General features: G+C 68.6%; 15 protein-coding genes and 1 tRNA gene. 2 read left to right on the plus strand and 14 right to left on the minus strand.

All coding sequences use genetic code 11. The features are described from left to right. Nucleotides 1–56: 56 nt before the first annotated feature. The 5 genes from FHW78_RS15000 to tpiA form a co-directional block, all read right to left on the minus strand. Nucleotides 57–611, minus strand: coding sequence for an NADH-quinone oxidoreductase subunit B (locus FHW78_RS15000; RefSeq protein WP_141453300.1), 555 nt, complete (start codon nucleotides 609–611; stop codon nucleotides 57–59). After that, entirely contained in the window at nucleotides 602–958 is a 357-nt protein-coding gene (locus FHW78_RS15005; protein WP_183642358.1) for an NADH-quinone oxidoreductase subunit A, read from the minus strand. The genes FHW78_RS15000 and FHW78_RS15005 overlap by 10 nt, the downstream gene beginning before the upstream one ends. A 391-nt stretch (nucleotides 959–1,349) precedes the next feature. After that, nucleotides 1,350–1,434, minus strand: a tRNA-Leu gene (locus FHW78_RS15010). A gap of 51 nt (nucleotides 1,435–1,485) precedes the next feature. Beyond that, nucleotides 1,486–1,959, minus strand: coding sequence for a preprotein translocase subunit SecG (gene secG / locus FHW78_RS15015; protein WP_225562217.1), 474 nt, complete (start codon nucleotides 1,957–1,959; stop codon nucleotides 1,486–1,488). Nucleotides 1,960–2,016: 57 nt separating this feature from the next. After that, on the minus strand, nucleotides 2,017–2,775 hold the full coding sequence (gene tpiA, locus FHW78_RS15020) for a triose-phosphate isomerase (protein WP_183642365.1): 759 nt from the start codon (nucleotides 2,773–2,775) through the stop codon (nucleotides 2,017–2,019). A 119-nt stretch (nucleotides 2,776–2,894) separates the two neighbouring features. Between tpiA and FHW78_RS15025 the strand changes: the two genes are divergently transcribed. After that, nucleotides 2,895–3,698 carry an SDR family oxidoreductase gene (locus tag FHW78_RS15025; protein WP_183642368.1) on the plus strand — a complete coding sequence of 268 codons (804 nt, stop codon included), beginning with the start codon at nucleotides 2,895–2,897 and terminating at the stop codon, nucleotides 3,696–3,698. A gap of 167 nt (nucleotides 3,699–3,865) precedes the next feature. On the opposite strand, the gene FHW78_RS15030 is transcribed toward FHW78_RS15025, so the two are convergent. From FHW78_RS15030 to trpB, 6 genes are all read right to left on the minus strand, one after another. Beyond that, nucleotides 3,866–4,804: an isopenicillin N synthase family oxygenase gene (locus tag FHW78_RS15030; RefSeq protein ID WP_183642371.1), complete on the minus strand. Its 939-nt coding sequence runs from the start codon at nucleotides 4,802–4,804 to the stop codon at nucleotides 3,866–3,868. Nucleotides 4,805–4,872: 68 nt separating this feature from the next. Further along, nucleotides 4,873–6,216: a phosphoglucosamine mutase gene (gene glmM, locus FHW78_RS15035; protein ID WP_183642372.1), complete on the minus strand. Its 1,344-nt coding sequence runs from the start codon at nucleotides 6,214–6,216 to the stop codon at nucleotides 4,873–4,875. 16 nt (nucleotides 6,217–6,232) lie between these two features. Continuing rightward, complete coding sequence (gene accD, locus FHW78_RS15040) at nucleotides 6,233–7,123, minus strand: acetyl-CoA carboxylase, carboxyltransferase subunit beta (protein ID WP_141453307.1); 891 nt, start codon at nucleotides 7,121–7,123, stop codon at nucleotides 6,233–6,235. Nucleotides 7,124–7,225: 102 nt separating this feature from the next. Then, nucleotides 7,226–8,032 (minus strand): tryptophan synthase subunit alpha, encoded by an 807-nt coding sequence (trpA, locus tag FHW78_RS15045; RefSeq protein ID WP_183642375.1) that lies wholly within the window; start codon nucleotides 8,030–8,032, stop codon nucleotides 7,226–7,228. Beyond that, complete coding sequence (locus FHW78_RS15050; protein ID WP_183642379.1) at nucleotides 8,029–8,418, minus strand: DUF3144 domain-containing protein; 390 nt, start codon at nucleotides 8,416–8,418, stop codon at nucleotides 8,029–8,031. Before FHW78_RS15050 ends, trpA begins: the two co-directional genes overlap by 4 nt. Nucleotides 8,419–8,427: 9 nt before the next feature. Further along, complete coding sequence (gene trpB, locus FHW78_RS15055) at nucleotides 8,428–9,645, minus strand: tryptophan synthase subunit beta (protein ID WP_183642382.1); 1,218 nt, start codon at nucleotides 9,643–9,645, stop codon at nucleotides 8,428–8,430. A gap of 101 nt (nucleotides 9,646–9,746) precedes the next feature. Here trpB and FHW78_RS15060 point away from each other — a divergent pair, with 101 nt between their 5' ends. Further along, on the plus strand, nucleotides 9,747–10,640 hold the full coding sequence (locus FHW78_RS15060; protein ID WP_183642385.1) for a LysR family transcriptional regulator: 894 nt from the start codon (nucleotides 9,747–9,749) through the stop codon (nucleotides 10,638–10,640). Here FHW78_RS15060 and FHW78_RS15065 read toward each other — a convergent pair. From FHW78_RS15065 to FHW78_RS15075, 3 genes are all read right to left on the minus strand, one after another. Then, a complete protein-coding gene (locus FHW78_RS15065) occupies nucleotides 10,637–11,278 on the minus strand; it encodes a phosphoribosylanthranilate isomerase (protein WP_183642388.1) in 642 nt (213 codons plus the stop codon). The genes FHW78_RS15060 and FHW78_RS15065 overlap by 4 nt on opposite strands. 109 nt (nucleotides 11,279–11,387) lie before the next feature. Further along, nucleotides 11,388–12,176, minus strand: coding sequence for a tRNA pseudouridine(38-40) synthase TruA (truA, locus tag FHW78_RS15070; RefSeq protein ID WP_183642391.1), 789 nt, complete (start codon nucleotides 12,174–12,176; stop codon nucleotides 11,388–11,390). A gap of 25 nt (nucleotides 12,177–12,201) precedes the next feature. Further along, complete coding sequence (locus FHW78_RS15075; RefSeq protein ID WP_183642394.1) at nucleotides 12,202–13,923, minus strand: FimV/HubP family polar landmark protein; 1,722 nt, start codon at nucleotides 13,921–13,923, stop codon at nucleotides 12,202–12,204. Nucleotides 13,924–13,949: the final 26 nt, after the last annotated feature.

Genomic DNA, 13,949 nt, shown 5'->3' on the forward strand with positions numbered 1-13,949 from the left:
GGCGTAGCGTGCTCTCGGAAAGGAAAACGGGTGGAACGGGAAGCAGGCCGGCGCGCTCAGCGCGCGATGGTCTGCGTGCGCCAGATCTTCTTCTGCAACTGCAGGATGCCGTAGACCAGCGCTTCGGCGGTCGGCGGGCAGCCCGGCACGTACACGTCGACGGGCACGATGCGGTCGCAGCCGCGCACCACCGAATACGAATAGTGGTAGTAGCCACCGCCATTGGCGCAGCTGCCCATCGAGATCACCCACTTGGGGTCGGGCATCTGGTCGTAGACCTTGCGCAGCGCCGGGGCCATCTTGTTGACCAGGGTGCCGGCGACGATCATCACGTCCGACTGGCGCGGCGACGGGCGGAACACCACGCCGTAGCGGTCCAGGTCCAGGCGCGAGGCGCCGGCGTGCATCATCTCGACCGCGCAGCAGGCCAGGCCGAAGGTCATCGGCCACATCGAGCCGGTGCGCGCCCAGTTCATCAGCGCGTCGACGCTGGTGGTCACGTAGCCCTTTTCCAGCAGCGGGTTGTCGCCTTCCGGCCGCAGGATGTCGTCCACCCGCCCTTCCGGGATCGGGTTGGTCATCAGGCGATCGAGGGTCTGGATCACTCCCATTCGAGCGCTCCCTTCTTCCAAACGTAAATGAAGCCGAGGAACAGCATGCCGACGAACAGGCCCATGGTGACCAGTGCGCGGGCGCCGAGCTCCTGGAAGACCAGGGTCCACGGGACGATAAAAATGATTTCCAGGTCGAAGACGATGAACTGGATGGCGATCAGGTAATAGCGCACGTCGAACTTCATGCGCGCGTCTTCGAAGGCCTCGAAGCCGCATTCGTACGGCGACAGCTTCTGGGCGTCGGGGCGCCGGGGGCCGAGGAAGCGTCCCGCCAGGATCAGCGCGATGCCGATGCCGGTGGCGACGATCAGGAACAACAGGGTCGGCAGATAGTTGGCCAGCACTCGCGTTTCTCTTCTTGTCCTACCTGCCCCGCTCCCGGCCTGCACGCCGGAGCGTGTCGCCTTGGTGGGGCACTGCATTCCGCTGTGGGACCGCGTGGTACGCGCGGTTTGCGCGGGTGCGCAAGGAGCAGCGGTCGAGGTGACTCGGGCCCGGCCGCGGCATCCACCGTGTCCCGCCGCAGGCGGCGGTGACCGATCCGATCCTGGCCCTTCCGCAGTTCGTACCTGGCCTGGAATGGATCGGCGGAATTGTACCGGTTAGTGAACTGACTAGTAAACGTTTACGAAGCTGTACGCGGCGCTTTTCATGGACAAAAGAAAAGCCCGCTTGCGCGGGCTTCGCTTTCCATTGCCGCGGCCGGCCGGCGTGTCGCCGGTTCGCCGCTTCGATTGGTGCCCAAGAGGGGACTCGAACCCCTACAGCTTTCGCCGCTACCACCTCAAGGTAGTGCGTCTACCAATTCCGCCACCTGGGCATTGAAACTCTGCAACCGGTCACCGATTGCGGGCCGGTATTGTAGCCCGGTTCAACCGCCCTGTGACGGTGCTTCCACCGGCGGCAGGGCCTGCTGCGGCTGGCTGCCGGTTTCCGGTGCCTGCGCCGGCGCGGCCGGCACGGTGGTCGGGGCCGGCTGCGGCTGGGTCGCGGGTGCCGCGGGCACCGTGGTCGGCTGCGCGGGGACGGACAGCTCGCCGGCCGCGGGCGCGCCGGCCGCCGGAGCCTGCTGCTGGGTCATCACGCCCAGGTTCTGCTGGGTGGTCGGGCGCGCGCTGTGCGAGGCGTGCCAGGCCATGAACAGGGTGATGCCGAAGAAGGCGATCGCCAGCCACTTGGTGCTCTTGGACAGGAAGTTGGAGGCGCCGCGCGCGCCGAACACCGTGCCGGAGGCACCGGCACCGAAGCCGGACCCGGCCTGCGCGCCCGAACCGCGCTGCATCAGCACCAGCGCGATGATCGCGATGGCGATCAGCACGTAGACCACATTGAGGATCAGCATCATTTCGAATTCGTCCCGAAACAGGTTGGAAGGCCCGGCCACGGCCGGACCCGCGGGGGATCAGCCCCGCTCCGCCGCCGCTTTCGCGATGGCGAGAAAATCGCGCGCCACCAACGACGCACCGCCCACCAGCCCTCCATCGACATCGGGCTGCGCGAACAGTTCCGCGGCGTTGTCGGGCTTGACGCTGCCGCCATACAGGATGGGCAGCGAATCGGCGATTCTAGCATCGCGTCCGGCCACTTCGCCACGGATGAATGCATGAACGGCCTGGGCCTGGGCCGGGCTGGCATTGCGGCCGGTACCGATGGCCCAGACCGGTTCATAGGCCACGATGGCCCGTTCGAACGCCTCCACCCCGGCGGCGTCCAGGACCGCCCGCAACTGCGCGCCGACCACGGCCTCGGTCTGCCCCGCGTCGCGCTGCGCCAGGCTTTCGCCCAGGCAAAGTACCGGCACCAGGCCGGCGTTGCGCGCGGCGATGAACTTGCGCGCGACCAGTTCGTTGTCCTCGTGGTGGTACTGGCGGCGTTCGGAATGGCCGACCAGGCCATGGGTGGCACCGACATCGACCAGCATCGAAGCGGAAACCTCGCCGGTATACGCGCCCTTCTCGTTGCTGCTCACGTCCTGCGAACCCAGCGCGAAGCCCTGCGGCACGTAGTCCTCGACCAGCTCGCCCAGATACGGCAGCGGCGGGAGGATCAGCACGTCCACCCCGGTCAGCGGCAGGCCCGTGGCAATCTCGTTCATCAGGGCATAGGCGAACTGGCGGTCGCCGTGGAGCTTCCAGTTTCCGGCCACGATCTTGCGGCGCATAAGACCAATTCCTGTCCAGTGGGCGCGCAAGGATAGCCGATGTGGGATTTCCGGCAAGCGCGGCCGCACGCATTACCATGTGGCGGAACCCGAGTCTTGGCATCGACAGGAGTCCTCGCATGTCCCCTACGCCTTCCGGCTACGCCCTGATCACCGGCGCCTCCAGCGGCATAGGCGCGGAAATCGCGCGTGAATATGCGCGCCGTGGCGTACCGCTGATCCTCACCGCGCGCCGGCGGGAGCGCCTGGAAGCATTGGCGGCGGAACTGCGCCCGCAGGTGCCGGTGGAAGTGATTGCCGCCGATCTCGCCGCCGCCGATGGCGTGGCCGGCCTGTGCGAGGCCATCCAGGCGCGCGGCCTGGCCGTGCGCGTGCTGGTCAACAACGCGGGCTTCGGCGTGCCCGGCCGCTACCAGAACCGCGAATGGCCGGACCATGCCGCGTTCCTGCAGGTGATGATCCATGCGGTGTGCGAACTGACCTGGCGGCTGCTGCCCTCGCTGCGTGCTTTCCCGGACGGTCGCATCCTCAACGTCGCCTCTTTCGCGGGGCTGATGCCGGGCTCCAACGGCCAGACCCTGTACGCCGCCGCCAAGGCCTTCCTGATCAAGTTCAGCGAGTCGCTGGCGCAGGAAAACGCGGATCGCGGCGTGAAGGTCTGCGCGCTCTGTCCCGGTTTCACCTGGTCGGAATTCCACGACGTCACCGGTACCCGCGTAATGATGGACAAGCTGCCGAAGAAGCTGTGGCTGCAGGCCGACGCGGTGGCGCGCGCCGGCATCGACGGACTGGAGCGCGGACGCGTGATCGTGGTGCCGGGCTGGCGCTACCGCCTGCTGCACGGAGTCACCCGGCACCTGTCGGATCACGCGCGGTTCCGGTTGATGAGCCGGAATTCCTCGCGGATCCGCAAGGCGGATTGAGCTTCGGGAAAATCTTGCGGCGGGCGGAAAATCCGTGGCCGGATAGAAAAAGCTCGCCGCCCGGCCGCTCCTACCATCTGTCGCATTCCGCGCGGTAGGAGCGCCGTCCCGGCGCGAGCTTCTTGCCTGAGGGCACCGGATGCCACAGGCGTGGCATCGACGCGTGCTTACTTGAGCTTGATCTCGCGCAGGCGCTCTTCGAGGTAGCCCTGCGCGGTGATCGCCTCGGGATAGCGCTTGGGATTGTCGGTGCTGATCGTCGAGGGCAACACATCGATCAGGAAATCCGGATTCGGATGCAGGAAGAACGGCACCGAATAGCGCGGCTTGCGCGCTTCCTCGCCCGGCGGGTTCACCACCCGATGGGTGGTGGATGGATACACGTGGTTGGTCAGGCGCTGCAGCATGTCGCCGATATTGACCACGATGGTGTCCGCGTCGGAGGTGAACGGCACCCACTCGCCCTGCTGGGACTTCACTTCCAGGCCGGCGGCGCTGGCGCCGACCAGCAGCGTGATCAGGTTGATGTCCTCGTGCGCGCCGGCCCGTACGTTGGGAATGTCGTCGGCGGTGATCGGCGGATAGTGGATCGGCCGCAGGATCGAATTGCCGGAGTTGGTCTTGTCGGCGAAATAGTCCTCCGCCAGCCCGATGTGCAGCGCCAGCGCCGACAGCACCCGTGCGCCCAGCTTGTCCAGCGCGTCGTAGAGGCCATAGCCGTGCTCGCGGAATCCGGGCACTTCGTCCGGCCACAGGTTCGGCGGCATCACCTCGCGATACTTCGAGTCATCGGGAATCTCGCGGCCGATGTGCCAGAACTCCTTCAGATCGAAATGCTTGGAGTCCTTCGCGGTCTCCACGCCGAACGGCGTGTAGCCACGCGCGCCGCCGCTGCCCGGCACGTGGTACTTGCGCTTGGTCTCTTCCGGCAGTGCGAAGAAGCGCTTGAACACGTCATAGGCGGCGTCGATGTCGGCTTGCGGGATGCCGTGGTTGCGGATGCCGGCAAATCCCCATTCGCGGTAGGCGGCGCCCAGCTCGGCGACGAAGGCCTCGCGGTCGGTGTCGAAACGGGTGATGTCCAGGGTGGGAATACGGGAACTCATTCACTTGCTCCAGGAGGGCGCGGCGGCGTCATTCCAGCCGACCGGCGCCAGGATTGCATTGGTCGGCCTCAAGCGGCCGCGGCGCGCACGGCCTCGGCCAGCTTCTCCAGCGTGGCCTGCATCAGCGCGTCGTCGTCGGCCTCGACGGTCACCCGCACCACCGGCTCGGTGCCGGACGGGCGCAGGAAGGCGCGGCCGCGGCCGGACACCGCCGCCTGCGCCTCGGCCAGCGCGGCCTGCACGCTCGCGGCCTCGGCCGGACGCCCGCCGTTGGCCAGCTTCACGTTGATGGTCTTCTGCGGCACCTTGGACAGGCCGGCCAGCGCCTGGCGCAGCGACTGCCCACCGCTCTTGAGCACTTCCAGCACCTGCAGCGCGCTGACGATGGCGTCGCCGGTGGTCGCGCGATCCAGGCACAGCAAGTGGCCCGAGGTTTCGCCGCCCAGCACGCCGCCGCCCTCGACCAGGCCCTGGTGGACATAGCGATCGCCGACCTTGACCCGCAGGAACGGCACCTGGCGCTCGGCCAGCGCGCGCTCCAGGCCGTAGTTGGTCATCAGCGTGCCGACCACCGCGCCCTTCAGCCGCCCGCTCCGCTGCCAGGCCGTGGCCAGGACGTACAGCAGATCATCGCCGTCGACCGGATTGCCCTGGTCGTCGGCCATCAGCACGCGATCGCCGTCGCCGTCGAAGGCGATGCCCAGATCCGCGCCGGTCTCGCGCACCTTGCGGGCGAGATTGTCGATATGCATCGAGCCGACGCCGTCGTTGATGTTCACGCCGTTCGGCTCGGCGCCGATGGCGACAACCTCCGCTCCCAGCTCGCGGAACAGCAGCGGCGCGATGTGATAGGTCGCGCCATGCGCGCAGTCCAGCACGATCTTCAGGCCCCGCAGATCGAAGCCGCGCGGCACGCTGGCCTTGCAGAACTCGATGTAGCGGCCGACCACGTCACGGCTGCGGATCGCCTTGCCCAGCTTTTCCGACTCGACGGTGACGAAGTCGCCATCCAGCGCGGCCTCGATCGCCGCCTCGGTGGCGTCGTCCAGCTTCTCGCCTTCGGCCGAGAAGAACTTGATGCCGTTGTCGTAGTGCGGGTTGTGCGAAGCGCTGATGACGATGCCCGCGTCGGCGCCGAGGGTACGCGACAGGAACGCCACCGCCGGGGTCGGCATCGGCCCCATCAGCTGCACGTCGGCGCCGGCGGCGACCAGCCCGGCTTCCAGCGCGGCTTCGAACATGTAGCCGGAAATGCGGGTGTCCTTGCCGATCACCACGGTCGGGCGCCGCCCGGTGTTCTCGGACAGTACGCGACCCAGCGCGTTGCCCAGGCGCAGGACGAAATCGGCCGAGATCGGGCCCTGCCCGACCCGCCCGCGGATGCCGTCGGTACCAAAATACTTGCGACTCATCGGAGTGCCTCCTTGCTCAAGCGATGACTTCGGTTTCTTGCGGCCGCGGCTGGTTCAGCAGCAGCGCCAGCAGATCGCCCAGGCGATCGCGCATTTCCCGGCGATCGCAGATCTGGTCGATGGCGCCGTGCTCCAGCAGGAATTCGGCGCGCTGGAAACCTTCCGGCAGCGTTTCGCGCACGGTCTGCTCGATCACGCGCGGACCGGCGAAGCCGATCAACGCTTCCGGCTCGGCGATGTTGATGTCGCCCAGCATCGCGAACGAGGCCGAGGCGCCACCGAAGGTGGGATGGGTGCTGACCGAGATGTAGGGGATGCCCTGCTCGCGCAGGCGCGCCAGCGCGGCCGAGGTCTTGGCCATCTGCATCAGCGAGAACAGGCTTTCCTGCATGCGCATGCCGCCGCTGGCGGCGAACGACACCAGCGGCACGCGGTCGGCCAGGGCGCGTTCGGCGGCACGGGCGAACTTCTCGCCGCTGACCGAACCCATCGAACCGCCCATGAAGGCGAAGTCCATGGCGCAGGCCACCAGCGGACGCTGCTTCAGGGTGCCTTTCATCGCCACCAGCGAGTCATGCTCGCCGGTCGCCTTCTGCGCCGCCTTGAAGCGGTCGGAATACTTCTTCTGGTCGCGGAACTTCAGCACGTCGACCGGCGCCAGCCCGGTGCTGATTTCCTCGATGCTGCCCGGGTCGAACAGCGCCTGCAGGCGCGCGCGGGCGCGGATGGACATGTGGAAGCCGCACTTGGGGCAGACCTCCAGGTTTTCTTCCAGTTCCGGGCGGTAGAGCACCGCGCCGCAGCGGTCGCACTTCTCCCACAGCCCTTCGGGCACACTGCGTTTGCTTTTGGCGCCACCGCCCTCGGTGCGGATGCCCGACGGCATCAGTTTGCTGAGCCAGCTCATGCGTTATCGACAATCCCGTTCAGGGGCCCATCCCGCGGATGGGCAGACGGGTCAGTTTAGCAGGCCGTCCAAGGCCGCCCCTCACCCCGGAGGGGTACGGGCTCAGGGCTGGTCCAGGGCGTGCCGGAGCGGCGCCAGGAAGGCGGCGGCGCGGGCCGGAGCGGTTTCGGCGGCATCGGTACGGGCCAGCTCGGTGACCAGCGCGCTGCCCACCACCACTCCGTCGGCGTCCACCGCCATCGCACGGGCGCTGGCGGCGTCCCGGATGCCAAAGCCGGCGGCGACCGGCGCCTTGGCCAGGGAACGGATGCGGCGCAGCCGGTCGCCCGCGGCGCGCGTATCCAGCCGCTCGGAGGCCCCGGTGACGCCGGCGAAGCTGACGTAGTACAGGTAGCCCTGGGCTTCGTCGCAGAGCATGGCCATGCGCTCGTCGGAGGTGGTCGGCGAAGCGAGCATGATCAGGGCCAGGCCGTGCCGGTTGAAGGCGGCGCGGGTTTCGTCGGCCTCTTCCGGCGGCAGGTCCACCAACAGCACCCCGTCCACCCCGGCCTGCACAGCCGCTTCCGCGAACCGCGCCGTGCCGTGGATCTCGACCGGGTTCAGGTACCCCATCAGCACGATGGGAGTGGCCGTGTCCTGCTTGCGGAACGTCGCCACGGCATCGAGCACGTAACGCAGGCCGGCGCCACGCGCCAGCGCGCGCTCGGAGCTGCGCTGGATGGTCGGGCCATCGGCCATGGGGTCGGAGAACGGGACGCCGAGTTCGATCACGTCGGCGCCCGCCTCCACCAGCGCGTGCATCACCGGCACCGTGTCCTCCAGCGAGGGATCCCCGGCGGTGATGAACGGAATGAGCGCCTTGCGGCCGGCGGCGCGCAATTCCAAAAAGCGCTGGTCGAATCGGCTCATTCCGGCTTGGTTTCCTGGTTGTCCGTCGAGCCGGCCTGTGCTTCGTTGAAGGCGGCGTATTCGGCGGCCAGTTCCGATTCGCCGACGTTCAGGCCGCGCTCGGCACCCAGCGCGTCCAGGTGCTCGTTGAGCATCCGCCGGTACATGTTGGTCATGTAGTCGAGGAAATCCTTGCGCGAAGCCGCGGCGTCACCTTCGAAGGACAGGTAGACGTGCGAGTTGAAACGTGCGGCGGCATACAGCGAGGCGACGCTGATGCGCTTGAGGCCCTGCTGCTTGGCCTGGCGATTGGTCAGTTCCAGGTATTCGTTGACGCAGGTGAAGAAGGCCGGATCGAGCTGGTTCGGATTCTGGCTGGCCTGCGGATCGTTCTGCTGTTCGGTCATTGCACTGCCTTAGAAATGAAGGTTCTCGCGCGCGGCGATGGTATGCACGTCCTTGTCGCCCCGTCCGGACAGGTTGCACAGGACCAGGGCGTCGCGCGGCAGATCCCGGGCGAGCTTGATGGCCTGGGCCACGGCGTGGCTGGACTCGAGCGCCGCAAGGATACCCTCGGTGCGGGCCAGTTGGTGGAAGGCGGCCAGCGCCTCTTCGTCGGTCACGCCGACATACTGCGCACGGCCGGTGTCGGCCAGGAAAGCGTGTTCCGGGCCGACGCCCGGGTAGTCGAGCCCGGCGGAAACCGAGTGGGTCTCGATGATCTGGCCGTCGTCGTCGCACAGCACGTAGGTGCGATTGCCGTGCAGCACGCCGGGCCGGCCAGCGGCAATCGAAGCGGCGTGACGGCCGCTGTCGATGCCGTCGCCGGCCGCCTCGGCACCGACGATTTTCACGTCCGCATCGTTGAGGAAGGCGTGGAACAGGCCGATGGCGTTGCTGCCGCCACCGACGCAGGCGGTGATCACGTCGGGCAGCCGGCCGTAGTCCTCCAGCATCTGCGCGCGTGCCTCGCGCCCGACCACGGCGTTGAAGTCGCGGACCATGCGCGGATACGGATCCGGGCCGGCCACGGTACCGATGATGTAGAAGGTGTCGTGCACGTTGGTCACCCAGTCGCGCATCGCTTCGTTCAAGGCATCCTTCAGGGTCGCCGAGCCGGACGTCACCGGCACCACGGTCGCGCCCAGCAGCTTCATCCGGTAGACGTTGATCTTCTGGCGTTCGATATCGATGGCGCCCATGTAGACCACGCATTCCAGGCCCAGCCGGGCGGCCACGGTGGCGCTGGCCACGCCGTGCTGGCCGGCGCCGGTCTCGGCGATGATGCGCGGCTTGCCCATCCGGCTAGCCAGCAGGGCCTGGCCGATGGTGTTGTTGATCTTGTGCGCGCCGGTGTGGTTCAGGTCCTCGCGCTTGAGCAGGATTCGCGCGCCGCCGACTTCGCGCGACAGCCGGGTGGCTTCATAGATCGGGCTGGGACGACCGACGTAGTGCTTCAGGTCGTGATCGAAGGCGGCCAGGAACGCCGGATCCTGGCGGGCCTGGTCGTACGCCGCCGCCAGTTCCTGCAACGGGCCGATCAGGGTCTCGGCGACGAACCGGCCGCCGAACCGGCCGAAATGGCCGCGGGCGTCGGGGAAGGCGTGGAAGTCGGCGGGGCGGGATTCGGACATGGACAGCAGCGGCGCGAATGGGCGGATGCCGAGCATAACGCACACATCCCCCAGCAAGAATCGATGATTTCTGCATGATTCGTGAGATAAACTCACATGTCATGACCGCCCGCCTGCCTTCACTCAACGCCCTGCGCGCCTTCGAGGCCGCGGCCCGGCTGGGCGGCGTCAGCCAGGCCGCGCGGGAACTGCATGTCACCCATGGCGCTGTCAGCCGCCAGATCCGGTTGCTGGAAGCGGAGCTGGGACTGGTGCTGTTCTCCCGCGAAGGACGTGGGCTGCGGCTCACCCCGGCGGGCCGGCAGTTGCAGGAAGCCGCCGCGGCCGCCTTCGCCCGCTTGCAGGACGCCATCGCCCGGCTGCGCCGCGATACGCCGTCGGCGCTGGTGCTGGGCTGTCCGGGCAGCCTGCTCGCGCGCTGGATGATTCCCCGCATGGAACGGCTCGGCCGGGACCTGCCCGGCCTGACCCTGCATCTGGCCGCGCAGGAAGACGGCTTCGACACGGAACTGACCGGACTGGACGCCGCCCTGCTGCTGGCCGAGCCGCCGTGGCCGTCCGGCTGGCAGGTCCGCGAGCTGGCGCCGGAGCGGATCGGCCCGGTGGTGAGCCCGCGTCATCCCGCCAGTCACGATCCCGGCCGCCTGCTGGAAGAGCCGCTGCTGCACACCGCATCGCGCCCGCAGGCCTGGCCGGTCTGGGCCGCCCAGCACGGCATCGATCCCGGTCGCCTGCGTTACGGCAGCGGATTCGAGCACCTCTACTACCTGCTGGAAGCCGCGCTTGCCGGAATGGGCGTGGCGATCGCCCCCGAGCCGCTGGTGGCCGCGGATCTGGCGGCCAGCCGCCTGCTCGCTCCCTTGGGATTCAGCGCGACCGGCGGTGCCTGGATTCTCGCCACCCGGCGTGGCCCGTTGGATCCGCGGGTGGAGCGGCTGGGCGACTGGCTCGAACGGGAACTCGGCGCCGACGCAATGGCTCCGGTCCCGAACTAGATCGGCTGCGCGCGCTGATCGGCGTAGCGGACCGCATCGACGAACTGGCGCATCTTCTCCGCATCCTTCACCCCGGGCGCGGATTCGATGCCGCTGGATACATCCACCCCCCAGGGGTGCGCGGTGCGGACCGCGACGGCCACGTTGTCCACGGACAGGCCGCCGGCCAGCAGATACGGCCGTTCGGTCGCCTGCGGCATTTGCTTCCAGTCGAAACGCTTGCCGCTGCCGCCCTGCTCGCCCGCGGCGTGGCCGTCGAACAGGAAGCCATGCGCGGAGGGATAACGCGCGATCGCGGTGAAGGCGCTTTCGCTGGCGCCGCCCATCGCGATGGCTTTCAGGAACGGCACGGCGAAGCCGGCGCAGAACGCATCCTCTTCGCCACCATGGAACTGCAGCAGATCCGGACGTACGTGCTCAATCACGCCTTCCACGTCATCGGCGCTGTTGTCCATCATCAGCGCCACCACCGCGATTTCCTCGGGCACCAGTTCGCGCAGCATGCGGGCCTGCCCGATCAGCAATCGGCGCGGGCTGCGCGGCGCGAACACCAGGCCGACGTAGTCCACACCCAGTTCCACCGCAGCGCGCACGTCCTCGGCTCGGGTCAATCCACAGAATTTGATGCGGGTGGGCATGGGGAATCGGGAATCGGGAATCGGGAATCGGGAATCGGGAAGAGCATCCGCGCCACCCTACCCTCCACGCAAGCGCCGGCGCGTGACGGCCAGGTGCGCGGGCCGCGGGTCAATCCGGCAGGGTCACTTCGGGCGGCAATCGCCAATGCGACGGATACAGCGGACTGACGAACACCAGGCCGTCGGGCGGCGCGGTCGGCCCGGCCACGGTGCGGTCGCGACCGGCGAGCAGCTCCGCGATCCAGCTTTCAGGTTTCTCGCCGCGCCCGACCACCAACAGCGAACCGACGATGTTGCGCACCATGTGGTGCAGGAACGCGTTGGCCTGCACGTCGACCCGGACCTGTTCGCCTTCGCGCCGCACCGAAATCGCCTGCAGGTCGCGGAATGCGTGCGGCGACTGGCAATGCACGGTCCGGAACGCGTTGAAATCGTTCTCGCCGAGCAGCGCCTGCGCGGCGCGGTGCATCGCGTCCGCATCCAGCGGCATCCGCTCCCAGCTCAGCATGTGCCGTTCCAGCGCGGGGCGGACGATGCGGTTGACCAGGCGATAACGGTAGCGGCGCGCCCGCGCGGAAAAGCGCGCATTGAAGTCGTCCGGCATCGGCTGGCACCAGCGCACGCACACCGCGGGCGGAAGATTGGCGGTGGCACCCAGCACCCAGCTGCGGGGATCGCGCGGCGCATCGCTGTCGAAGTGGACGACCTGGCACTGCGCATGCACGCCCGCGTCGGTACGCCCCGCGCAGATCGTGTCGACCTGCGCGTTGGCCACCCGCGAGAGTGCGTTTTCCAGCACCGACTGCACGCTGGTCTCGTCCGGCGTACCGGACTTGCTCAGGCGCTGCCAGCCCTGGAAACCGCTGCCGTCGTATTCGACGCCCAGCGCGTACCGCATCAGCGACTCCTTGCCCGTGCCCGCATCAACCCAGATCGCGCAGCAGTTGCAGGGCTTCCTGACGCGCCGTTTCGTCGTTGCCGGCGGCCACTTCGTTCAGCAGATCGCGCGCGGTGACGGTGTCGCCCAGATCCAGGTACGCGACCGCCAGTTCCAGTCGTTCGCGGCCGGCCGGAGCCGGATTCAACGGCGCCACGCGGGCGACCGGATCCGCCGCCGGTTCGCCGCCGGAGTGCCAGGTCGGCGAATTCGGTTTGACCGGCGCGGCCGGCGTGACCGGGATCGCCGGTGCCACCGCCGGTGCGGGTTCGCGCGGCACCTCGGGTGCCGGTGCTTCTTCCGCCTGCTCCGGGGCCGCCGGCGCTGCCGTCGCCACCGGTGCTTCGAACAACGGTTTGCGCGAGGCGGGCTTCGGCGGCGAGGTGCGCTGGCGACGGCTGCTGATCAACCAGGCCAACGCGCCGACGATCAGCAGCGCCCAGCCAATCCACGCCCACAGCGGTGTTCCCTGCGGTGCGCCCTGCGACGGGTCGTTGGACTGCGCCAGCCGTTGCTGGGCGGCGGCCAGATCGCTGTCCTTCATCGCGATCAGCTTGTCCTGCTGCTGCTTGAGTTTTTCCAGCTCGGCGACCTGCGCGCGCAGTTCCTGCACTTCGGATTCGCGGGCGGCCAGGTCTTCCTTGCTCTGTTGCAGTTGTTCGTTCGCCAGCATGTCGCCCTCGCCACCGGCTTCAACGCCGGATTGTGTTCCCGCCCGTGCCGCCGCGCCCGCCAGTGGCGGCGCGATTTCCAGGCGGGCTTCCGCCGCGCGCGACGGCGCTTCGGCCGCCGGTGATGCGGTGGTTGCCGCGATCGCCGCCGGTTGCGGAATTGGCCGGCGCGCCTGCCGCCATTCGTCGACCTGGTTGCGCACCAGCGCCGCGGCCTCGGCCTGCCCCAGCCCTGCGACTTCGTCCGAGGCCGGAATGCGCAACACCGCGCCCTGTTTCAGACGGTTGATGTTGCCGCCGATGAACGCCTCGGGGTTCGCCCGCAGCAGGGCGATCATGGTCTGGTCCAGGCTGCTTCCGCCGCCGATGTCGCGCGCGATCGCCGACAGGGTCTGGCCGCGTGCGACGGTCATTTGATCGCCCGCCTGTGCGGCCGGTGCCGGTGCCGGCCGCACCGCCGCGGTTGCCCCGGCGGGAGCCGCGCTGGTCGGTGCCGGCGCCGGCGCCGGCGGCGCGTCGGCGGGCGGCGCGGGCTCGACCGCCGCGACCGGCGGTTCGGCCGGACGCACGATGGCATCCTCCGGCGCGGCCTGCGGGGCGTCGATGACCGGCTGGGTGGCGGCCGCGACCGCGCCCGGCGAGTCGACCATCGCCGAGTACTCGCGCACCAGCCGGCCCTGGCCCCAGTCCACTTCGACCAGGAAGTTGAGCACCGGCACGGTGACCGGCTCCTGCGTGGTGACCCGGATCACCGGGCGACCGGCCTCGTCCAGCGCCACCGCGAAATCGAGATTGCCGACCAGACCGGTCGGCCTGGGCAGGCCGACCCGCTCGAAGGTGGTCGGGGAAGCGAGCTGGGCGCGCAATTGCTCCAGCTCGCCGGGTTCGGTGGAGATGATCGGGATCTCGGCCAGCAACGGCTGTCCGGGCGCTGATTTCACCCGGATCTCGCCCAGCCCCAGCGCCAGCGCCGAACTGCTGATCAACAGCAGCGCCAGCGCGGCCAGGCCACGCCATCGGTATCCCGCCCTCGGCATCAAGCCGTCCCCTTTGCCACGATGGC

It is taken from the genome of Pseudoxanthomonas sp. OG2, from assembly GCF_014192765.1.
Classification (GTDB): domain Bacteria; phylum Pseudomonadota; class Gammaproteobacteria; order Xanthomonadales; family Xanthomonadaceae; genus Pseudoxanthomonas_A; species Pseudoxanthomonas_A beigongshangi.